Origin of the sequence: Kitasatospora sp. NPDC008050 (assembly GCF_042957465.1) — a bacterium.
Lineage (GTDB): Bacteria > Actinomycetota > Actinomycetes > Streptomycetales > Streptomycetaceae > Kitasatospora.
In genome coordinates this window covers 258,944-280,890 of the sequence record NZ_JBIBIJ010000003.1, presented here as the reverse complement: position 1 = coordinate 280,890, position 21,947 = coordinate 258,944, and the positions used below count along the sequence as shown (strand labels likewise).

The following is a 21,947-nucleotide window of genomic DNA, read 5'->3' as shown; positions in this document are numbered from 1 at the left end:
TGCGTACGGGATTGTGCTCCCGTACGCACGGGAACATCGGCCGGAGCTCTCCGCTCATGGCCTCTCTGCAGCCGAGACTAGCCGAGCAAAATGGTCTAGTCCATGCCCTTCCCAGAGCCCGATTCCTCAACTAGTGTCCGACACCGGACGCCGATACGGAGTCCGGTTGTTGACAACACGTCACACAAGAAAAGGAGGGTTCTGATGAACGAGTTCAAGCACGGTTCGCCGTCGTTGGCTGCTGCGGTCGCCGACCTCGCGTTGGAGCTTGACCTGGCCTCGCTGGCCGGCGACGAGCAGAGCCAGTCGCTCACGGCGGGCCACGGTATGACCGAGGCCAGCGCGTCCTTCTGCTGTGCCCCGCCGCCGAACTGCTGCAACTGCAGCTGTTCCTGAGTCGGTAGCGTGCCGGGCGGGGTCAGTCCGCCCGGCACGCGCTGGTCCAGTTTAGAGCTCAGTACGTCCCCGCCCCGGCCAGGGCGATCAGGGCACGACCCGGAGCGCCGGTCCACCGCGCACCCGGTGCCGCACTCCCCGAGGGCACTGCGCGGCTGTCCGATCCATCCGGGCTCACCGGGGACCGAGTGCCGCCTCCTCGCGGTCGAGGTCGTGCTGGAGCGTCCGGCGGGTGGTGTCGCTGATCCGGTGCTGGTCGTAGAGGCGGCGCAGTTCGGCGTTCTGCACGGAGATCAGTTCGCGGCGCAGCTCGCGGTAGGTGGCGTCGAGCGTGCTGTGCTCCGGGCCGTCGACGCTGCGGTCGAGGCGGGCGCCGAGCCCGCGCCGGACCCGGTCGATCACGGCCTCGGGCATGGCCTCCAGGGCGGCGAGTTGCTCGACGTGGTCGAGCGCGGCGTGGTCGAGGGTGTCGCGGGCCTCGGCCTCCTCGCGGGCGGTGTGCTCGGGCTCCAGGGCCAGGCCGGAGCGGTTGACCACGGCCGCCAGGCTCAATCCCTGGACGACCAGGGTGAAGACCACCACCGCCGTGGTCAGGACCAGCACCAGGGGGCGCCCGGCCAGCGCGGTGCCGTTGCTCGCGAGGAGTGGGATCGACAGGGCCGCGGCCAGCGGCATCACCCCGCGGGTCCCGGCCCAGGTCACCACCCCGGCCACCCGCCAGGACAGTCGGCCCCGGGCGGGCTTGACCGCCCGGGTCAGCGGCAGGGTCGACAACACCCGGACGGCGATCAGCACGGCGGCCAGGGCCAGCGCCTGCAACGGCCACCAGTCGCTGCCCGTGGGCAGGCCCCGCACCAGCGAGGGCAGCTCCAGGCCGACGATGCTGAACACCACACTCTCCAGGATGAACACCACCACCGCGTAGACGGCGTGCAGTTGGAGGCGTATGTGGGCGTCGGTGAGCCGGTGGCCGGTCCGCCCGAGCAGTACGCCGGCGACGACGACCGAGGTGATGCCGGAGGTGTGCGCGCTCTCCGCCGCCAGGTAGGCCGCGTACGGGGTGATCAGGGCGATCACCGTTTCCAGCACCGGGTCCGTCGTGCGGCGGCGGATCAGCCACCCGAGCCCGGCGACGGCGGCGCCGATCAGGCTTCCGCCGCCTCCCAGCAGCAGGAACTCCCCGCCTGCCGCAGGCAGGTTCACCGCGCCACCCGTGGCCACCGCGATGCCGATGGCGACCTTGAACAGCACCAGCGAGGTGGCGTCGTTGAACAGGCTCTCCGCCTGCACCAGGACCTGGACCCGCCCCGGCAGGGCGAGTCGGCGGCCGAGCGCGGTGACCGCGACCGGGTCGGTGGAGGCGAGGACGGCTCCGAGGACGAACGCCATCGCGGGCGGCAGGCCGGTGAGCGCGACCGTCGCGAAGCCGACGGCGGCGGCCGAGACGAAGACCAGGCCGAAGGCGAGGATCGTGACCGGCTTCCAGACCGTGCGCAGGTCGCGCAGCGACAACTCCTCGGCGGAGGCGTACAGCAGGGGCGGCAGCACGACCAGCGCGATCGCCTGCGGCGGGATGTGCAGCGCGGGCACACCCGGTATCAGCGCGACCCCGAGGCCGGCCAGCACCAGCAGCGAGGGGGCGGGTACGCGCCAGCGCCGGGCGAAGGTGGCCACGGCGGTGGCCAGGACCACCAGGAAGAGGACGATCCCCACGGCGCGCATCTGCGACAAGACCCCATCACGACGAACGGGGTCGCCGCCGCCCGATCGCAGCAGCCGTCCCCCGAGCCGACCAGTCTTCCCGGCACACCGATGGTAATTTTTATCGGGACTTTAGCAGTGCTCGGCAGCGCAGCGGCTGGACAGGGGCCCTCGGACCGATCGCCGCGGGCCGTCCGCCCGGCTCACGACCTCGTCGAGCAGTTCCGCACACCCGCCCGTACAGCGGAGCCCGTTGCCCGCTGTCGAGGCCACGTGAGAGCATCAAGGTTCAACGGTCCGTCTCCTTTCGTTTACGCCTCGCAACGCAAATGAAAGAGTGCGGGCCGTTTGCCGTGTCCACGGTTTTGAGAGATCCGCCGAGATCTGCGAAGGCAGGTACCGTTTGATGCACACAACAGAGCTGACAGAAGCCTGCATCGAGGATACGGGCAACATCTTGGTTGCGCCTTCGACGGTGCAGGACAACGACTTGATCAGGGACTTCTTCGGGTCCATGATCACGCCGGAGGCCCTTGCTTCCGGTTCGCCCGACCTCGCGCAGAAGACCGTCTACCTGTGTGGCGACATAACCGGGATCAGCGGCCGCCACCTGCATGCGGCTGCCCGGGTATTCGTGGTCCGGGAGCTGTCACACGGTTACCACGAGAACGTCGACGAACCTTGGACCCTCGTCGATCTCGGCCGGGTTCCTGTCCGCGTACACGGCGTCGGCGTGTACTACCGCCGCTTTTTCGGACTCGGCGCCGATCACTTCGGACGGATCCGTGCGGAGCACGCGTTCCAGTCCCTGACGGAGTCCACCAAGCCTGGAACGGCCCATCGCAGCGGAATCTATCTGACGCCCGTCACACGAGACGGTGACGAACTGCATTTCCGTCTGCTTCGGTGCTCCACGAATCTCTCGGGGCCGACCGAGAGCTTTCGACCGACCGACACGCGCATCGTCGAGGCTCTGAACCGCGAGGCCGCCGCGGTCTTCCGGAACCAGGCACCGCTGAATCACGTCCTCGCCCAGGTGTACCACAACTCCCTTGCCACGGCCGAGCGCAAGCAGTCCAAGGCCAAGATCTCGGCTCATGCCGACAAGACCAAGGACATGCCCGTCAATGGCATCATGGCCTTCTGCACCTTCTATGACCGGCTCGACCAGCTGCAGCCCCTGGCCGAGGACGCCTTCGACTACGGCGTGAAGGGTGCCAGCGGGCTGACCAAACTTCACTTCCGCCTCAAGGAGCGGACCGGAGAACCCGACGGGGTCGCGCTCCCCCCGCAGTTCACCCTGACACTCCACCCCGGCTCCGTGTTCTTCATGCCGCTGTCCACCAACCGCTTGTATACGCACGAAGTCCGGCCCGCAGCGTTGGACGCCGAGTTGCTCCCGACCCGGCTGGGATACGTGGTGCGTTGTTCGAGCGCCGAAGCCGTTCACAAGAACGGCCACACGTTCCTCAAAGTGGCCGGAGATCTGGTGGAGCTGGGGCCACCCACGCCGGCCGGCATGAACGAGCTGCGCAGGTTGTACGCCGAGGAGAACAAGGCCTCGTCCTTCATTGACTACGGCGACGAACTTCTCTTCAGTATGAACACGGGAGACTACCTTGCCCCCCGGGTCTAGGATCTCGGACGAGATCCTCTCGTGCACTCTTCCGACCGAGGAGAATCTCTTTGCGGAGCTGTCCGCATCGGCTCGTCTGGAGGACGTAGGAAAAGGCCGGCAAGGCGCCGTGCTCACGAAGACCGACGAGGCGGGTGATGCGCCTCTCGTACGTACTACCACTCGGTACAGCAGCCCGACGCAGCGTTTCCGTGCGGTGCACGAACGGCTGGCGCAACAGGTTCAAGAACGTGCGGCGCTCTCGGTCGGCTTCAACAACGCGCTCATCGAGAGCTACACGAACGCTTACACAACCATGGGCAGCCATTCCGACCAGGCCCTCGATCTGGCCGACGAGTCGTTTATCGCCGTCTTCTCCTGCTACCAACACCCCGAAGCGAGCCCGCCGAGGAAGCTGATCTTCGAATCAAAGGAGTCCCTCGAATCAGAGGGGTCCGGCGGCGAGAAGTTCGAGATCCCTCTTGCCCACAACAGTATCGTCGCGTTTTCTGTCGACTCGAATCGGCGGCTCAGGCACAGAATCGTATTGGACAAGCGCGTCCGGACGGCGGACAACCAATGGTTGGGCGTAACCTTTCGAACGTCAAAAACATTCGTTCGGTTTCGCGACGGACAGGTATACCTCCGGCAGGGTGCGCGCCTCATGTCGGCCGACGACGAGCAGCGGCGCGAGTTCTACCGGCTACGGCGCCGTGAGAACAATGAAACGGACTTCAGCTACCCCCTGCTGACGTACACCATCAGCGAGAGCGATCTGATGCCGCCCGTCTGACCTCAAGGGCTTTTGCACAACCCTCCGGACGCCTGGCGCTCGGGGCTCAGCGCTCAGCGCTCAGCGCTCGGGGCTCAGGGTGTGGGCAGGCCGCCCGAGCGGGCCGGGCGGCCGAATCGGACCGGCACACCGGGGGAGTACAGCACGCTCACCGGCGGCCCCACCGGCGCCGGCAGCCCGGCGGCGCTCACCAGGTCGTCCTCGCAGTGCAGGAGTTCGGCCCGGTGCAGCGGCCAGCGCGGGTGGGTGTTGGGCAGGTACACCGGCCGGCCGAAGAAGGCGTTGTGCATGCCCCAACGGGCGGTCAGGAAGTGTTCGAGCCCGGTCGGCTCCTCGATCCGCTCGCCGATCCGCACCGCGATCCGCGAGCTCGCGCCACGCGGGCCGGGCCAGCGCCGGACGCTGGTGTAGCCGATGGTGTCCCCCTCGCGGTGGATCGCCATCTTCGCCCACATGTAGGGCAGTCGGAAGGCGCCGCGCGCCACCGCCACCGGCAGCAGCCGGGACGCCTCCAGCGAGCGGAACGCCACGCCGCGCCGACCGTGCCGGTCCACCGAGTAGAGCCGCACATTGGTCTCCGGGAAGGTGCCGAGGTACGGGATCCCGGGGACCTTGAACCAGCCCACCCGGTACATCCGGAACGCCACCAGGCCGATGTAGGTGAGCCCTTCACGGGTGTCGGGCACGGTCCCGGCCGGCAGCAGCGGCGCCACGTCGGCGGGGTCGGCGGCCCAGTGCAGGAACGACAGGTCGAGCCAGGACTGGGTGAGCAGGGTGTCCGGCACCTCGCGCACGGGGTCCGGTGTTATCGGCTCCGCAGGGGCAGGGACGAGCGACATCGAAGCAGCATCGCACACCCGGCCGCCCCCCGACCCGGGTGCCCCTGCCCACAGCGCGCGCCGCCGGGGGCGTCGCCGGTCAGGCGCACGGCTCGGCCCGCCGCTCGGCCATCCCGGTGATCGTCGCGGTCAGGATCCGGGCCAGGCGGGGTTCGACCTCGACGACGGCGTGGGCGAGGCGGGGGTCGCTGCGGTACAGCGCGGCGACCTCCGCGGGCGGTGTCGCGATCTGCCACAGGGCCCCGGCCAGTGCGACGGCGGTCGCGATCAGGTCGCCGACGTGCTGCTCGTCGAGGGCGGGCAGCAGCTCGCGGACGGCGGCGACGATCGGCCCGCGGGCGGCGAGCGTGGCGAGCTTGAAATCGCGCACCACGTCCAGTGAGACGTTGCGCTCCAGGTTGAGCGGCGCGTGGGCGAGCAGGTCGCAGAAGAGCCCGCGGGCGGCGAGGGTCGCCGCGAATGCCTGCGCCACGCCCGCCGGGCCCGGATCGGGGTCCGCCCGCAGGCGCGCGGTGAGCGCCTGCGACCACTCCTGCCAGCCCTCGGCGGTCAGCAGCAGGAAGATCTCCTCGCGCGTCTCGAAGTAGCGCAGCAGGGCCGACTTGTGCATGCCCACGGCCGCCGCGATGTCCGTCAGCGTGATGCTCCGGATGCCCTGCTCGCGGCCGAGTGCCCGGGCGGCCTCCAGGATCGAGGCTTCGCGCAGGCGCTTGGCCTCGGGCGAACGGGCGCGCTGGAACTCCGAGGCGTTCATCCCACGATAGTAGCGGAACGCTGTTGCGTTATTAGCGCAACGGTGTTTTGCTAAGTACATGCAGCAGACCTGGTTCATCACTGGTTCCTCGCGCGGCTTCGGCCGCGCCCTCGTCAACGCGGCCCTCGAAGCGGGCGACTCGGTGGCCGCGACCGCCCGGCGGCCCGAGCAACTGGCCGACCTGACCGAGCGCTTCGGCGCCCGGATCCGCCCGATCGCCCTCGACGTGACCGACCCCGAGGCCGCCCGCACGGCCCTGGTCGAGGCGCGGCAGCACTTCGGCCGCATCGACGTCCTGGTGAACAACGCCGGCTACGCCAACGTCTCGCCGATCGAGACCACCGAGGAGAGCGACTTCCGCGCGCAGTTCGAGACGAACTTCTGGGGCGTCTACAACGTCACCAAGGCCGCGATCCCGCTGCTGCGCGAGCAGAAGAGCGGGCTGGTCATGCAGTTCTCCTCGGTGGGCGGCAGGGTCGGCGGTTCCCCCGGCATCGCCTCCTACCAGGCCGCCAAGTTCGCCATCGACGGGTTCAGCCGGGTGCTGCGCGCCGAGCTGGCCCCCTTCGGCATCAAGGTCCTGGTGGTCGAGCCCAGCGGGTTCCGCACCGACTGGGCCGGACCCTCGATGACCGTCCGCGACATCCCGGACGCCTATGCCGAGACGGTCGGCGCCGTCAACGCCCGGCTGCGGCAGAACAGCGAGGGCCCCGCCGGCGACCCCGTGCGCGCCGCCGAGATCCTGGTGCGGATGGCCAAGCGGGGCGACATCCCGCACCACCTGCCGCTGGGGGTGGGTGCGGTCGAAGCCGCCATCGCCATGGACCGCCGGCTCCTCCAGGACGACTCGACCTGGCGCGAGGTCGCCCGCTCGGCGGACTTCTCCGAGCCCTACCCCGCGCCGTTCCCGCCCGACCCCGCCCACTGACCAGCCGGCCGCAGCCCCGCGCCCCGCGCACCGCACGCCGGCGGGGCGCGGGGCAAGGGGGTGCCCGGGTCACCGGGCCACGACGGGGGCCCTCAACTGCGGCCCGGGTGAGGGCGATCCGCCCTTCGCCGCCGCAGCGTAGCGGCCACCTGTAGGTAACCGGACAATATTTGTGGAACTCGCCACCAAACCATGGTCAAGGGTATTTAATCTCCATGAGAGCAGGGCACGTCCGGGGTGGGCGTCGGCGGATGCCGGGTGGCGAACGGGGGAAAGGTGCTGAGTTCCTTATTCATGATCGCGATATCCGGGATCCTGTTCTGGATGGCGGCACTGACCCTCTGGTGGATGCTGCACGCCTGGCGAACGCCGGAGACGCTGGCCGGCACGAGTTTCGGCGCCGCGGACGGCGTCTGCGGCCTCGAATTCTCGTTACTGGTGCCCGCCCGCCACGAGCAGGAGGTGCTGGAGCACACGGTCAAACGGCTGCTGGAATCCAGCCACACCGCCTACGAGATCATCGTCATCGTCGGCCACGACGACCCGCTGACCGCGCAGGTGGCGGCCCGGATGGCCGAGCACGCGCCGGGCCGGGTACGGGTGATCACCGACACCCACGTGGTCAAGAACAAGCCGAAGGCGCTGAACACCGCCCTCCCGTACTGCCGGGGCGAGGTGGTGGGCGTCTTCGACGCCGAGGACCAGGTCCACCCCGAGCTGCTCCGCCACGTCGACCACGCCTTCCGGGCCAGCGGCGCGCAGGTGGTGCAGGGCGGCGTCCAGCTGATCAACTTCCACTCCAGCTGGTACAGCCTGCGCAACTGCCTGGAGTACTTCTTCTGGTTCCGCAGCCGGCTGCACCTGCACGCCAGCCAGGGCTTCATCCCGCTCGGCGGCAACACCGTCTTCGTCCGCACCGAGGTGTTGCGCGCGGCCGGCGGCTGGGACCAGAACTGCCTGGCCGAGGACTGTGACCTGGGCGTGCGGCTGTCCAGCCAGGGTGCCAAGGTGGTGGTCGCCTACGACTCCTCGATGGTGACCCGCGAGGAGACCCCGGACACCCTCTACAGCCTGCTCAAGCAGCGCACCCGGTGGAACCAGGGCTTCCTGCAGGTCTACCGCAAGAAGGACTGGCAGCGGCTGCCCTCGATGCGCCAGCGGCTGCTGGCCCGCTGGACCCTCACCACGCCCTTCCTGCAGGCCTTCTCCGGCGTGGTGATCCCGATCGACCTGCTGCTCGCGCTGACCGTCAAGCTGCCGGTCTCGGTGGCCATGTTCTCCTTCGTCCCGGCCGTCCCCGCGCTGGCCACCTTCGCCTTCGAGGCCGTCGCCCTGCACGACTTCGGCGTGCAGTACGGCCTGCGGGTGCGCCCCACGCACTACGTCAAGCTGATCGCCGGCGGACCGCTCTACCAGGTGGTGCTGGCGGGGGCGGCGCTGCGCGCCGTCTGGCGCGAGCACCGCGGGCAGCACGCCTGGGAGTTGACCAGACACGTCGGCGCGCATCTGGGCTGACTCCCGCGGAGAAATCCGCCGTCGCCGGCCCCCGGAATTCCCACGGTGCGGGTACGGCAGATCGTCCGCGCGCCCGATCATCCGGGGTCGAACGATGTCGCCCCAGGCCTTTCGAACCACTTTCCGCCCGTCGGCCACCCGTCGAGAAGGAAGAACCCTTGACCGCGCTTGTGGGCACGGCCTCCCGCGCGCCGATCACCCCACCGGAGATCCGGCCCCCCCTCCTGAAGCGCCCGCTGCGCTCGCTGCGCCGACTGGGCCCCGACGGCCCGCTCGCCCTCGCCGTCACGGCCGCCGTCCTCGCGGTGCAGGCCTGCAACATCGCCGGATTCCCCGCCGTCAGCGACGACGAGGGGACCTACCTCGCCCAGGCCTGGGCCGTCCAGCACCACCACGGGCTCGCTCCCTACACCTACTGGTACGACCACCCGCCGCTCGGCTGGATGCAGTTGGCCGTGCTCTCCTGGCTGCCGGGCCTGTTCGCCTCGCCGGAACACGTCTTCACCGCCGAGCTGCGGATCGCGATGCTGCCGGTCACCGCCGTCAGCGCCCTGCTGCTCCACCTGCTGGCCCGCCGGCTCGGCCTGCCCCGCTGGTCCGCCGCGCTCGCCGTGCTGCTGTTCGGCCTCAGCCCGCTGGCGGTCGGTCTGCAGCGCGAACTGTTCCTGGACAACTTCGCGGTGCTCTGGATGCTCGCCGCCTTCGTGCTCGCCGCCTCCCCGCGCAAACACCTGTGGCACCACGTCGCCGCGGGCCTGTGCGCCGGGGTCGCGGTGCTCTCCAAGGAGACCGTCGCGGTGGTGCTGCCCGCGGTCGCGCTCCTGCTGTGGCAGCACTGCGACCGGACCACCCGCAAGTTCTCACTGGTCGGCTTCGGCACCGCGCTGGCCCTGGTGGGCCTGGGCTACCCGCTGTACGCCCTCCTCAAGGGCGAGCTGATACCGGGCCCGGGCCACGTCTCGCTGCTCGGCGGGCTGCTCTTCCAGCTCCAACGCGCGGGCTCCGGCTCGATGCTGACCCCCGGAACGGGATCCCACCGGGTGCTGGACTCCTGGCTCTACTACGACCGGGTGCTGATCCTCGGCGGCCTGGCCGTCACCCTGCCGCTGCTCTGCTCGCGCCGGCTGCGTGCCCCCGCGCTGGCCGTCCTGCTGCTGGCCGTGGTGGTGCTGCGGCCGGGTGCCGGCTACCTGCCGGCGATGTACGTGATCCAGGCGCTGCCCTTCCTGGCGCTCACGCTGGCGGGCGCAGCCCACCTGGGCGTGCGCCTGGCGCTGCACGCCCTCCCGCGGGTCGGCCTGCGCCCGGTGCGCTGGGCCGTCGTGGTACTGGCCGCCGCGCTCGCGGCCGGCTGGACGGTGCCGCGCTGGTACGCCGGCGACCGCACCGCGCTCACCGCCGACGCCAACGCCCCCTACGACGCCGCCGCCCGCTGGATCCGCGCCAACGTCCCCGACCCGGCGCACACCCGGATCACCGTGGACGACGCCCTCTGGCTGGACCTGGTCCGCGACGGTTTCGAACCCGGCACCGGGGTGATCTGGTTCTACAAGGTCGATCTCGACCCGGCGGTCGCGCGCACCCTGCCGCAGGGCTGGCGCAGCCTCGACTACATCGTCTCGACCCCCACCCTGCGCCAGGACCCGGGGGACCTGCCCACCGTCCGCGCGGCCCTCGCCCACTCCACCGTCCTCGCCTCCTTCGGCGACTCGGCGGCGGACCGGATCGAGATCCGACGGATCGTCAAGGACGCCTCGCCCTGAGGCCCGTCCTTCGAGCCCTGGGAAAACCAGCCGCCCCCGACCGCCCCCGCCCCCCGGAGGAGCCTGCCTGTGACCCACCCTCCCGTGACCCACTCTCCCGCGACACGTACACCCCGATCCCGGTCCCGATCCCGGTCCTCCGTGCCGGTCCACGTCGCGGTGCTGGCGCTGCTGGCGCTGATGCTCGGCGCCCAGCCCGCCTTCGCCGGCGCCAACCTGCTGGTCGACCCCGGACTCGAAACGCTGGACGCCAACGGGTTCCCGGTCTGCTGGGAGCAGTCCGGCTGGGGCAACGGCACCGTCGACTACTCCGTCACCTCCGACGCGCACAGCGGCACCCACGCCATGCGGATCACCGTCGCGGGCGTCACCACCGGCGATCGCAAGGCCATGATGGTGGAGAACCCGTCCTGCGCGCCCTCGGTGACCCCGAACCACCAGTACGACCTCGGGCTCTGGTACACCACCACGACCCCGAACACCGTGGTCACCGCGTTCCGCCACGACGTCGGCGGCGGCTGGCAGTACTGGACCGACCTGGAGACCCTGCCGGTCACCACGGCCTACACGCACACCACCGTGCGCACCCCCGCCATCCCGCCGCACACCGACCAGATCAGCTGGGGCGTCACCGTCTACGGCAACGGCACACTGACCACCGACGACTACACCATGGAGGACGCCACCGTCCCGGCCACCGGCACCGCCTGCACGGCCGGCAGCGCCTGCACCGCCGGCTCCTGGCAGGTGATGCCGTTCCTGAACCCGGTGCGCAGCATGCACGCCATCGTGCTGCACAACGGCAAGGTGCTGCTGATGGCCGGCTCCGGCAACGACCCGATGGCCTTCGCCGCCGGCACCTTCACCTCGGCCGTCTACGACCCGTCCAGCGGCACGTTCACCCAGATCCCCACGCCCGCCGACATGTTCTGCTCCGGCCACGTCCAACTGCCCGACGGCCGGGTGCTGATCGTGGGCGGCACCAAGTCCTACCCGGCCGCCGACGCCAGCCACGGCTACGAGGGGCTCAACACCGGGTACGTCTTCGACCCGGCGACCCAGACCTACACCCGCACCAACGACATGAACGACGGGCACTGGTACCCCTCGGCCACCGAGATGGGCGACGGCGACATCATCAGCTTCGGCGGCCTGCGCGGCGACTCCAGCGGCAGCGTCACCACCGAGCTGTACTCCACCGCCGCACAGGCCTGGCAGCCGACCTGGAAGGTGCACCAGAGCTGGAACTTCTGGGGCCTGTACCCCTCGATGGTGCTGATGCAGGACGGGCGGCTCTTCTACACCGGCAGCCACGTCTTCGGCAACGGCACCCCCGGCAGCGGCGCCTCGATCTACGACTACAACGCCAACACCATCACCGACGTCCCCGGGCTGCAGAGCAAGGACACCCGCGACCAGTCGATGAGCGTCCTGCTCCCGCCCGCCCAGGACCAGCGCGTGCTCACCGTGGGCGGCGGCAACATCGTCACCAACGTGGACGCCGGGCGGCAGACCGACATCATCGACCTCAAGGCCGCCAGCCCCGCCTACACCCCCGGCCCGCTGCTGCCGCAGGGCACGATGAGCGACGGCAGCATGGAGACCGGAGCCCAGGGCAAGATGTACGTCTCCACCGTGCTGCTCCCCAACGGCCAGGTCTTCGAGACCAACGGCGGCCTGCACAACCGGGCCGACCCGGTCTTCGAGGCCTCCATGTTCGACCCGGCCACCAACACCTTCACGCCCGCGATGGCCACCGACCCGATCCCGCGGACCTACCACTCCGCGTCCTTCCTGCTGCCCGACGGCCGGGTGATGACGGTGGGCGACAACCCGGGCAACGGCAGCTTCGACATGCACGTCTCGCTCTACACTCCGCCCTACCTCTACCACGGCGCCCGCCCGCAGATCACCGGCGTCGCCAACACCATGTGGTCCTACGGGTCCAGCCAGCACATCACGGTGGACGCGCCGATCGTGCGCGCCGAGCTGATCCGCCCGGCCGCCGTCACGCACTCCTCCGACCCCAACCAGCGCTTCGTCGACCTGCCGCTGAGCGTCAACGGGGACGGCAGCGTCAACCTCAACGTGACCAGCAACCCCAACCTCGCGCCGCCCGGGTACTACATGCTCTTCGCGGTCAACGCGAACGGCGTGCCGTCGGTCGCGCAGTGGATCCACCTGATGTGACGCCACCCCCTCTCACGGAAAGGAGAACCGTGTGACCACCAGGACCCCGCGCCGCCGCGCCGCCGGCCCGCTGACCGTCGCGCTGGCGGCGTTGGGCACCGCCGCCGCAGGACTGACCCTGGCCCTGACGCTGCCCGCCACCACCGCCCGGTCCCACCCGGCGCCGTCGGGCACGGTGCTGACCGGTGCCGCGCCGGCGGGTGCGGCCCAGCAACAGGGGCCGCAGCAGCGGCCCGCCCCGCACGTCATGAACTTCGCCCAGGGCCTGAACGACCCGGCGAAGCAGCCGCCCCCGCAGGCCGACAGCACGCCCGTCCCGGCCACCGCCGACGGCTGCGACCACGCCTACGGCGACATCAACGTCTGCGTCCCGTGGACCTTCCCGGCCGCGGCAGGCACCGCCCCGGGCGCCGGCTGCCGCTGGCTGCTCGCGCACGGCTACCCGCCGCTGGCCGTGCACGGCCGCGACCGGCTCTCACTGGACACCAACCACGACGGCACCGCCTGCGACCCCGGAGATGCGGGAGCCGGCGGCTGAGTCGGCGGCTGAGTCGGCGGCTGGGCCGGCGGCTGGGCTGGCGGCTGGGCCGGTCGCGATCCCGAACCGGACGAGGGGTGCCCCCGGGCGTTGTCGCCGGGGGCACCCCTCGCCGTGACGGCCTGGCGGGGCGTCAGGCGATGCGTCGGGCGAGTTGGGACCAGCCGAGGACCAGCCGAGGGCCAGCCGAGCGGCTCGGCGACACTACCGGAGCAGCGGTTCATATGATCAACTTCTCGTTGTTGTGCAGAACGTCGCAGTCGGACACGGAACTCTTAGGGTGATAGTCACATGGTCGAACTCTCCAGCGGGCCGATGACCTGGGTCATGACCGGTGACAGCATCACCCAGGCGGTCCTGCACACCCACGGCGCCCGGGGCTGGGTGGAGCACGTCCACGAGCGGGTCCGCTGGCAGCTCGACCGGCTGACCGACATCGTCGTCAACACTGGCGTGTCTGCCTGGCGCGCCAAGGACGTCCTGGCCGCCTACGACCACCTCATCGGCCGGTTCGACCCCGACGTCCTGTCCATCTCGCTGGGCACCAATGACGCCCGCGCCGGACTGGCGGGCCTCGCCGAATTCCGCGAGTCGATGAGTGCGATCATCGCCAGGGCCGGTGGCGCACAGATCGTGCTGCACACGCCCGTCCTGGTCAGCCTGGCCGGCCGCGCCGCCCGGGCCGAACTGCCCGCCTACTGCCAGGCCGTGCGCGAGATCGCCGCGGACACCGGCGCCCTGCTCGTGGACCACGAGGCGTACTGGCTGGCCCGCTTCTCCGACAGCGACCCCATCCCGTGGCTCGACGACCCCGCACACCCCAACGCCGTCGGCCACCGGCACATGGCCGACCACACGCTTCGCACCCTGGGCCTGGGCGAACTCACCGACATCTGAGACTGACATCGGGGGTGAAGAGCCCGCGCACGGTGAGGCGGCCAGGGGTGACGGCTTCTCCCATCGCTGTGGATATTGCCGAGCCGCCCCCGGAGCGGGCAGAGTTGCCCGAGCAAGCCCGCTGACCGGTAGGTCGTCCCTGGGCGAAAGACTGAACGCAGCCTGGAACGACACCCGTTCGGTCCAGCTCACGGTGAACGCCGACACCGCCACCAACGCTGCAACCTGATGTGGTGATCGGCTCGCGCCGGTAACTGTACGGCTCCGCCCCGCCCGCACAGCACCACGCGGGCGGGGCGGACGCGTCACCTGCGCTCCGTCAATCCCCTTCGCGGTCAACGCCCTTCCGCGCCGGGAGCGGGTGGGTCATAGTGGACGGGACTATGTCCACGACTTCCCGGAAGGGGCGTCATGCGCGCGCAGAGGCAGACGGACAGGACCGAGACGGCGCAGAGCACGACGGTCCGGGCGCAGCACCCGGCCGCGGCCGGCCAACTGCTGGGCCTGCAGCGTACGGTGGGCAATGCCGTGGTCGCCCGCAGGATCGCGCGCTCACGCGACGAACAGGTCGGCGAACAGACCGGCGTACCGGTCCCGGACGGTCACGGCCGGCCGGTGCAGCGCGCCTCCGGCGTGCACGAGGTGCTGCGCTCTCCCGGCCGCCCGTTGGACGAGCGGCTGCGCGGCGAGATGGAATCCCGCTTCGGCGGCGCCGACTTCAGCGATGTACGGGTGCACTCCGGCCCGGCTGCCCAGCGCTCCGCGAGCGAGATCGGCGCCCGCGCCTACACCTCGGGCAGCCATGTCGTGATCGGGGCGGGCGGCGGCGACAAGCACACCCTCGCGCACGAGCTCACCCATGTCGTCCAGCAGCGCTCGGGGCAGGTCGCGGGCACGGACAACGGCTCCGGCCTGCGGGTCTCCGACCCCATGGACGCCTTCGAGCGCGCTGCCGAGGCCAACGCCCACCGGGTGATGTCCGCAGCGGCCCCCGCCCGCCTCCCCGCCCCACGCACCCGCTCCACCGAGACCGCCGTTGCCCGGCGGACCAACGATGTGCAGCGCTACGCGGACGACGCGGCCAGTGGGCTGAGGGTCTCGGAGAGCGGCAGGTACGCGGTCACCGTCGACGGCCCCACGGTCTGGATCCGGCAGGGCGAGTTTGTCGCGCCGGTGCTGCGCCAGGTGCAGAACCTCCAGGCCCAGCAGGTGAACGGGGCGGTGTACGAGCCGTACCAGATCGGCCGGTTCGTCCTGAAGGACTGCCTGCACGCCGCCGAGGAGCTGATCAACAACCGGGCCGGGGAGCTGGCCTCCGGGGCGAGCGAGCACAGCCGCATCGAGGTGCAGTGGGGCGCGGGCAGCCGCTCGGAGAAGTTCGGCCGGTCGGAGGGGGCCAACATCGCCCAGGCCCGCCGCTTCGTGGGCCCGTCCAACCACGCGGCCTCCCCGCAGGCGGGCCAGGCGTTCGTGATCCTCGCCCAGCACACCCCGGAGGACGAGGAGATGAGCCCGTACCACGCCGCCGCCGTGGTCGGCCGGGACGGCAACGACTGCGTGACCCTTGAGGTGTGGTCCGCGCCCGGCAACAGCACCGCCTCCGCCCGCATCTACACGGTCGGCAACGAGGGCCGCTCCTTCCACGGGTTCTGGCAGCAGCAGTACTTCCACGGCACCGACCCGCTCACTGTCGCGCTCAACCCGGCCCGGCCGCAGGACCTCGTCCCGGCGGCGGTGCCACAGCCGGTCAACCCGGCCGTGTAGCGCCCGGATCGTGGGCCGGGTTTCGGACACGCTCGGACACCCCCGCACGGCGTTCGCCGTCAGGTCAGCCGAGCCGGCTCGGACGCCCTGTGCGCGGCACCTCACCGTGCGAGCCCACCACTCTCAAGCCCCGGCCCGGGCTCACCCGTCGGAGACCTCCGCGTCCGACGGTATCCAGGGGAACCGGGCCCACCCGGGCTCCGCGGGACAGTCCAGGTCGAAGGCCAGCACCGCGTCGATGAACTCCTGCGGGGGCCGGTAGCCGTGGTCCAGCACGTAGTGCCCGATCAGCCTCGGGGCGGCGAAGGCGGATCCTCCCGGTTGCGCCGGCACCCGGATCTCACCGGTTCCACTGCACGCGCGGAGGTGGCCCGGCCGCCGCCAGGTCTGCCGGTCCGCCGGTGGGTCGTCCGGGCAGAGGTCGCAGTCGTGATGGCCGAGGCACTCGTTGACGGCCTGGACCGCAAGGACGGCCTGCAGCTTCTCGGCGAAGGCCGCCGGGACTGATCCGGCGGGCCAGGGCTCCTTCGCGTCGAGCCAGCCGATGTTGGTCCGCTGGTAGGGGGCGGTGAAGCTGACGGACCGGTAGCCGGTCGTCATGTCGGTGAAGGAGTCCCGGCCGTGGTTCGCATAGCTGTACGGCGTGAGGTCTGGATAGAACACCGGCGCATGATGTCACTGTCGTGGTCCGGATCGGACGGGCGGGGCCCGGTCGCTGCTTCGAGCGGCAGATCCCCGGCGACCCGCTGCCGCCCTCCTTCGCCTGTTCGGCAGGTTTCGTTTGGCGTGTCCCTGGCAGAGTACTTCAACCATGGGCTCATCGCCGGTCGCCGGTCATCCTGCTGTCGCGGTCTTCCGTGAGTCCCGAGGTGGGCGGCCCGTCCCCGCGCTCGGCCCACGGGTCGAATCCGAGGCGCAGCGCGCCGCACGCGTGCTGGCCCGGGTGGCGACGCACGCCGGACCGGTCGAGCGGACCGTCACGTTGCGGCAGGCCGCCGCGGTGGCAGGGGAGCTGGTGACCGCGCTGGCGGCCTTGGAGCCGGCGGTGGCCGCTGACGTGGACGATGACACCGTCCTTGACGGCCACCACCTCGGGGCCGGCAGTGGACTGCCGGGCGTCAGCGGTGACGGGCACGATCTCACCGCCGTGGAAGATGACATCGGCCTCCTCGTACGGTGCCACAGCCCGAACATCACCAGCGTCCGTCGTCACTGCCGGCTGACCGCTCGTTCCGGACCCTCGGTGGGGTCCTGTCTGTCGGATCATGAGTCCCACTGGCCGCAGTACTCGATGTGGAGCTCGCGTGCGTCACGGAGGACGCCGTCGTTGGAGTGGAGCTGTCCGACCGTGCCGGGCGTCAGGTGCGGGTCAGCGTCGGGTCAGGATGGTGGGCGACAGTTGGTGGCACAGGGACGGACCGCAGCAAGCGAGGCGGGTCGGTCCCGAGGAGAGGTGCCCGGAGTGGTTGATCGGGGACCGGGGCTCTGGTCCCGGTCGGGCGCAAGCCCACGCAGGTTCGAATCCTGCCTTCTCCGCCTGGCAGCATTACTCGGGCGTGCGCCGACCACAGCTCGTGTCACGGCGTGGAGCCAGTGGCGTTGAGGCGTCGGTGCTGCTGTGCCGGCCGTGGCCTGCCTTCATATGCGGAAGCCGTTGCGGGTAGCGCGTTGTCGGTAGCTCTCGGCGGCTTCGGGTTGCGCGTCGAACTCGAAGGCTGGTCGCGCCTGAATGTGTTGAGGGCTTCGAGTGCCGTCATGGCGTCGTTGGTGCGTTTGGCCTGCCGGTAGGTCGCGCCGAGGTTGTGGCGGGTGGGCCGTCCGTAGTGGGCCGTCAGCAGTGGGCCGTGAGCAGCGGACAGTCAGCGTGCGGCGGCGGCCCCGTACAGGGCGCGGATCAGGCGGTCGTTCTCCGGTCCGGCGGCGGCGGGGAAAGGAGTGCGCCGACGGGTGTACCCGTAGGCGATGCCGTGGCGCGGGTCGGCGAAGGCCTGCTGGCCGCCCGCGCCGCTGTGGCCGAACGAGCCCTGACCGAGCTGGGGGTAGTACTCGGAGGTGGCGTGGAACCCGATGGTGAACGCCTTCTGCGCACCGAGGACCACGTCGTGGCCGACGGACTGGATCTGCCCGGCCATCGCGAGGGTCTCCGGCTTGAGCAGCGGGGCCGCGCCGTCCACCGAACCGATCGTGACCGCGTACATCCGGGCCAGACCGCGTGCCGAGGCCACCCCACCGAACGAGGCCGTTCCCAAGGCCCGGACCAGCTGGAAGTTCGGCAGCTCCCACACCCCTGGGTTCTGCGGGTGATTGCGGTTGAAGGCGATGCCGGACAGGCTGTTCGGGCTGCTCGCGGACGCCGCCAGCGCGGCCACCCGCTCGGGAGTCGCCAGCATCGGCAGGGCACTGAGGAACCGGGACTCCTGCTCCTGCGGCAGTCCGAGGTGGAAGTCGACTCCGTACGCGTCGCGCACGCGCTCGGTGAACAGCTCCTGGACGCTGCGCCCGGTGGCGCGGCGCACCACCTCGCCGCTGAGCGCCCCCATGACCAGCGCGTGGTAACCGAACGCGGTGCCCGGCCGCCAGTACGGGCGCTGCGCACCGAGGCGCTCGGCGACGATCCGGTCGTCGGCGAGTTCCTCGATCGTGAACCCCGCGTCCGCGCCGACCAGGCCGGCCCGGTGCGCCAGCAGGTCGCGCAGCATCAGGTCCCCCTTGCCCTCGACCGCGAACTGCGGCCAGTAGTGGCCGACCGTCCGCTCCAGGTCCAGTACGCCGTCCTGGACGAGCGAGGCGACGACCAGATGTGTGGCGCCCTTGGAGGCGGAGTACGCGCCGAACAGTGAATCCGCGGTGACCGCAGGGCCCGTCCACAGGTCGACGACCCGCTCCCCGTGCCGGTAGGCCACGAGCTGCGCCGCGTAGTCGCCGCCCTCTTCGGCCGCGACCGCGGCGAACTCCTCGCGCACGGGCTCGAACCCGTCAACCACCGTACCTTGCACCATGTTTGTGTCCATGATCGCTTCCTCCGGTTCCAGTGCGCCAGGTGCTTTCTCGGGTCGATTTCGAGCGTAGCAGCATTAGTTACCATTGGTCACTTAAATGGTCGCAGCGAGATCCGGCCGGCCGGATCCGTATAGTCCTGGCCATGGCCGATGCCCCGACAACCCGTTCACGCCGGGGACGCCCCGCGCAGATCAGCCGCGAGCAAATCGTCGACGCCGCCATCTCGGCCGGGAACCTCGACACCCTGACCATGCGGGAGCTCGCCGCCCGCCTCGGGGTCACCCACGCCGCGCTCTACCGCTGGGTCAAGAACCGCGACGAGCTGTTCGACACCATCAACGAGGTCATGGTCGAGCGCATCCTTCCCGCCGAGGGCCCACCCGACGGTGACTGGCGGCCCTGGCTCGCGCACCTCGCCTGGGGCATGCACGACCAGTTCCTGGCCCTGCCCGGCTACGCCACCCGCATCTCGCGACCGCACCGCCACACCACCCGCACCTTCGGGCGGCTCCGCGGCAGCGTCATCACCGCCTTCACCGACGCCGGAGTCCCCCCGGACCTGGCCGAGCAGAGCTGGTACATCTTCATCACCTCCACCGCCGGCTGGCTCGCCGTCCAGGAACACCCCCTCGACCTCGGCGACAGCACACCCCGCTTCGACCTGTTCCTCGACACGCTTCTCCGCGGCCTGCCCGCCCGAGAGCCGGGTGCCGAACGACGATAGGCACTCCGGCTCCCCGCATCACCGGTGCGGTACGCCGAGTCGGGGCCGGTGCGGTACACGGTGTCGGGGCCGGTGCGTGACGGAGAGGTAAAGCGAGATACGGTCACCCGGTGCTGTTCCGTATCCTCATGACCCGGCGCTGGGTGGCCCTGACCCTCGTCTTCTTCGCGATCATCCCGGCGATGGTCCTGCTCGGGCGGTGGCAGTACCACCGCTACGAGCAGACCAACCGGCAGAACGCCGTGACCTCCACCGCGATGAAGGCGCCACCGGTCGCGATGGACGTCATCTCGCACCCGGGCGGGACCGTGCCCACCGCGGAGACGTACCACCCGGTCACCGCGACCGGGCACTACGACACGGCGGGCGAGTTCGTGGTCCGCCAGCGCACCGATGCCGCCGGTGACACGGTCGGCTACTACCTGATCACCCCGCTGGTCACCGGCTCGGGCGACCTGGTGCTGGTCAACCGCGGCTGGGTCGCCTCGCCGGGCGACGCCACCAGCTACCCGGCGGTGCCACCGGCCCCCTCCGGCGAGCTGACCGTGACCGGCCGGCTGCGGCCCGACGAGACCTTCCGCCGCGAGCTCAGCGGCCTGCCGGCCCGGATGTTCATGCGGATCAACAGTGGCGAGCAGGCCACGCGCCTGAAGCAGCCGGTGGTCGCGGGCTACCTGGAGCTGGTCTCCACCAGCCCCACCCCGCCGGCCGCCGACGAGGCCGAGCACGTGCCGTCGCCCAACGTCACCACCACCAACGACGACGCGGTGGTCGGCCAGGGCGTCCACCTGCCGTACGCGGTCCAGTGGTGGCTGTTCGCCGCGCTGATCCCGACCGGCTGGGTCGTCCTGCTCCGCCGCGACATCCGCGAGGCCCGCGAGAAGCAGGCCGCCGACGAAGCCGCCGCCGCGGCCGGCCCGACCCCGGACGATCCGACGGACGGCCCCGGCCTCGGCCCCGACACCGACCGGGACCGCGCCCCGGACACCGACGAGGCCCCGGTCCCGGCCGCCGAGCCGGACCCCGCCCCGCGCTAGCCGCACCCGCGCCGGCCACACACCGAGGCCCTGTGCCGGCACCCCACCCGTGCCGCCACAGGGCCTCGGCGTACCCGCGCCCAAGGTCTTCCCGCTGCCGGGGACGGCGGGACGCCGGACGCTCGGGGCCGCTCCGCTAACGCCCGAATCCTTCGTCGATGAGCGCGAGTACCGGAGCGGCGCCGTCCTCGGCCGCCAACTGCCGGGCCAGGTCGGCGGCCCGGCGTCGGACGGTCTCCGCCCGGGTGGCCGTGATCGCGGTGGCGAGGTGCTCCGCGGTGAGGTCGGAGAACGGCAGCACCCGAGGGGCGACGCCCAGATGGTGCAGGCGGGCCGCCCAGAACGGCTGGTCGGCCATCACGGGCACCGGTACGGCGGGGACCCCGGCCCGCAGGCCGGCTCCGCTGGTGCCGGCCCCGGCATGGTGGACGACGGCGGCCATCCGGGGGAAGAGCCAGTCATGGGGCAGGTCGCCGACGGCCAGGATGTCGTCGCCCGTTCCTCCCAACCCGGCCCAGCCCGCCTGCACCACGGCGCGCACACCCGCCCGCCGCACCGCTGCGGCCACCAGTTCGCCGAGCCGTTCGCCCTCGCCCGGTGCCATGCTGCCGAAGCCGATGAACACCGGAGCCGGACCGGCCTGGAGGAAGTCGACGACGTCGGCCGGGGGCTGCCAGCCCTGCGGCCGGGCAGGCCACCAGTAGCCGGCCACATCGACCCCCGAGGGCCAGTCCGCCGGGCGCGGCACCACCAGGGGACTGAAACCGTGCAGGACCGGCCGGGTACGCCCCAGCAGCGGCGAGGCGATCGTGGTGGGCAGGCCGAGGCGGTCGCGCAGCCGGGTCGCGACGCCCGCGACAAGTGCCTCCCCGTCCCTCAGCAGCGCCTGGCCGGCGGCGAGATTGCCCTCCGGCCCCAGGTCCTCGGCGCCCCGGCCGCCGACCAGCGGGAACTCCCTGGTGGCGAAGGCAGGGGCGAGGTAGGTGCCGACCACCGGTACGCCGAACGCATCCCCTGCCGCCTGGCTGAGCGCCGACGGGCCGAAGGCGGTGAGCAGCAGGTCGGCTCCGCCCGCGACGGCCTCCACCACGCCCCCGGCGAGTGCGTCCAGGGACCCCGCCATCAGCGCCCGGGCCTCCTCGGGGGACGCGGCCCGGCTCCTGGCGCGGATCAGCTCCTGTGGATCTCCCGGCAGCGGCCGGTGCTCCAGTCCGCACGCCTCGACCAGCGGCGCGAAGGGCGGGTGAGCGGCCACGGCAACCTGGTGCCCCGCCTCCAGCAGGCGCCGGCCGAGGCCCGTGAACGGCGCGACGTCGCCTCGTGAGCCGGCAGTGACGATCAGAATCCGCATGGCGCGATTCTTCCCTGCCGACCTGTCAGGCGGGTGGCTCAGGCGCCCGGCCCAGGCGGGTGGCTCAGGTGTCCGGCCCAGGCGTGCGGCCCAGAGGTGCGGCTCAGGTGTCCGGCCCAGGGCGTGCGGCCCAGAGGTGCGG

18 protein-coding genes, 1 tRNA gene and 1 pseudogene are annotated in these 21,947 nt (G+C 71.2%); 13 read left to right on the top strand and 7 right to left on the bottom strand.

Features of this window, described 5'->3' with window-relative positions; all coding sequences use genetic code 11:
* The first annotated feature begins 204 nt into the window (after positions 1-204).
* Positions 205-396, top strand: a complete 192-nt coding sequence (locus ACFZB9_RS08170; RefSeq protein ID WP_391444770.1) for a thiomuracin/GE37468 family thiazolyl RiPP peptide — start codon at positions 205-207, stop codon at positions 394-396.
* A 174-nt stretch (positions 397-570) separates the two neighbouring features.
* Here the strand turns inward: ACFZB9_RS08170 and ACFZB9_RS08165 are convergent, their stop codons facing one another.
* Positions 571-2,118, bottom strand: a complete 1,548-nt coding sequence (locus ACFZB9_RS08165) for a Na+/H+ antiporter (protein WP_391445187.1) — start codon at positions 2,116-2,118, stop codon at positions 571-573.
* A 385-nt stretch (positions 2,119-2,503) separates the two neighbouring features.
* Here ACFZB9_RS08165 and ACFZB9_RS08160 point away from each other — a divergent pair, with 385 nt between their 5' ends.
* Positions 2,504-3,733, top strand: a complete 1,230-nt coding sequence (locus ACFZB9_RS08160; RefSeq protein WP_391444768.1) for a hypothetical protein — start codon at positions 2,504-2,506, stop codon at positions 3,731-3,733.
* Positions 3,717-4,505, top strand: coding sequence for a hypothetical protein (locus ACFZB9_RS08155; protein ID WP_391444766.1), 789 nt, complete (start codon positions 3,717-3,719; stop codon positions 4,503-4,505). The genes ACFZB9_RS08160 and ACFZB9_RS08155 overlap by 17 nt, the downstream gene beginning before the upstream one ends.
* 74 nt (positions 4,506-4,579) lie before the next feature.
* Here the strand turns inward: ACFZB9_RS08155 and ACFZB9_RS08150 are convergent, their stop codons facing one another.
* Positions 4,580-5,344 carry a YqjF family protein gene (locus ACFZB9_RS08150; RefSeq protein WP_391444764.1) on the bottom strand — a complete coding sequence of 255 codons (765 nt, stop codon included), beginning with the start codon at positions 5,342-5,344 and terminating at the stop codon, positions 4,580-4,582.
* Between the two features lie 79 nt (positions 5,345-5,423).
* The gene (locus tag ACFZB9_RS08145; protein ID WP_391444762.1) at positions 5,424-6,098 is read right to left on the bottom strand and encodes a TetR family transcriptional regulator; all 675 of its coding nucleotides are present in this window, start codon (positions 6,096-6,098) and stop codon (positions 5,424-5,426) included.
* 58 nt (positions 6,099-6,156) lie between these two features.
* Here ACFZB9_RS08145 and ACFZB9_RS08140 point away from each other — a divergent pair, with 58 nt between their 5' ends.
* The 7 genes and pseudogenes from ACFZB9_RS08140 (at position 6,157) to ACFZB9_RS08110 (ending at position 15,693) form a co-directional block, all read left to right on the top strand.
* Positions 6,157-7,026, top strand: coding sequence for an SDR family NAD(P)-dependent oxidoreductase (locus tag ACFZB9_RS08140; protein WP_391444760.1), 870 nt, complete (start codon positions 6,157-6,159; stop codon positions 7,024-7,026).
* Between the two features lie 324 nt (positions 7,027-7,350).
* Complete coding sequence (locus tag ACFZB9_RS08135) at positions 7,351-8,541, top strand: glycosyltransferase (protein WP_391444758.1); 1,191 nt, start codon at positions 7,351-7,353, stop codon at positions 8,539-8,541.
* Between the two features lie 158 nt (positions 8,542-8,699).
* On the top strand, positions 8,700-10,304 hold the full coding sequence (locus tag ACFZB9_RS08130) for an ArnT family glycosyltransferase (protein ID WP_391444756.1): 1,605 nt from the start codon (positions 8,700-8,702) through the stop codon (positions 10,302-10,304).
* 180 nt (positions 10,305-10,484) lie between these two features.
* A pseudogene (locus ACFZB9_RS08125) lies at positions 10,485-12,488 on the top strand (galactose oxidase-like domain-containing protein); the annotation flags it as partial.
* A 37-nt stretch (positions 12,489-12,525) separates the two neighbouring features.
* On the top strand, positions 12,526-13,032 hold the full coding sequence (locus ACFZB9_RS08120) for a hypothetical protein (RefSeq protein ID WP_391444754.1): 507 nt from the start codon (positions 12,526-12,528) through the stop codon (positions 13,030-13,032).
* A gap of 291 nt (positions 13,033-13,323) precedes the next feature.
* Positions 13,324-13,929, top strand: a complete 606-nt coding sequence (locus tag ACFZB9_RS08115) for an SGNH/GDSL hydrolase family protein (RefSeq protein ID WP_391444752.1) — start codon at positions 13,324-13,326, stop codon at positions 13,927-13,929.
* 411 nt (positions 13,930-14,340) lie between these two features.
* Complete coding sequence (locus tag ACFZB9_RS08110; RefSeq protein WP_391444750.1) at positions 14,341-15,693, top strand: DUF4157 domain-containing protein; 1,353 nt, start codon at positions 14,341-14,343, stop codon at positions 15,691-15,693.
* A gap of 141 nt (positions 15,694-15,834) precedes the next feature.
* Here the strand turns inward: ACFZB9_RS08110 and ACFZB9_RS08105 are convergent, their stop codons facing one another.
* Together ACFZB9_RS08105 and ACFZB9_RS08100 are read right to left on the bottom strand one after the other, a co-directional pair.
* Positions 15,835-16,356, bottom strand: a complete 522-nt coding sequence (locus ACFZB9_RS08105) for a hypothetical protein (RefSeq protein WP_391444748.1) — start codon at positions 16,354-16,356, stop codon at positions 15,835-15,837.
* 154 nt (positions 16,357-16,510) lie between these two features.
* A complete protein-coding gene (locus tag ACFZB9_RS08100) occupies positions 16,511-16,876 on the bottom strand; it encodes a hypothetical protein (RefSeq protein ID WP_391444746.1) in 366 nt (121 codons plus the stop codon).
* Between the two features lie 264 nt (positions 16,877-17,140).
* Between ACFZB9_RS08100 and ACFZB9_RS08095 the strand changes: the two genes are divergently transcribed.
* Positions 17,141-17,229: transfer RNA gene (locus ACFZB9_RS08095), tRNA-Gln, on the top strand.
* A 323-nt stretch (positions 17,230-17,552) separates the two neighbouring features.
* Here ACFZB9_RS08095 and ACFZB9_RS08090 read toward each other — a convergent pair.
* Entirely contained in the window at positions 17,553-18,704 is a 1,152-nt protein-coding gene (locus ACFZB9_RS08090; RefSeq protein ID WP_391444744.1) for a serine hydrolase domain-containing protein, read from the bottom strand.
* Positions 18,705-18,835: 131 nt separating this feature from the next.
* On the opposite strand from ACFZB9_RS08090, the gene ACFZB9_RS08085 reads away from it, so the two are divergent.
* Positions 18,836-19,417: a TetR/AcrR family transcriptional regulator gene (locus ACFZB9_RS08085; RefSeq protein ID WP_391444742.1), complete on the top strand. Its 582-nt coding sequence runs from the start codon at positions 18,836-18,838 to the stop codon at positions 19,415-19,417.
* Between the two features lie 110 nt (positions 19,418-19,527).
* Positions 19,528-20,454: an SURF1 family protein gene (locus ACFZB9_RS08080; protein ID WP_391444740.1), complete on the top strand. Its 927-nt coding sequence runs from the start codon at positions 19,528-19,530 to the stop codon at positions 20,452-20,454.
* Between the two features lie 136 nt (positions 20,455-20,590).
* Here ACFZB9_RS08080 and ACFZB9_RS08075 read toward each other — a convergent pair whose 3' ends face one another.
* Positions 20,591-21,805, bottom strand: coding sequence for a glycosyltransferase (locus ACFZB9_RS08075; RefSeq protein WP_391444738.1), 1,215 nt, complete (start codon positions 21,803-21,805; stop codon positions 20,591-20,593).
* Positions 21,806-21,947: the final 142 nt, after the last annotated feature.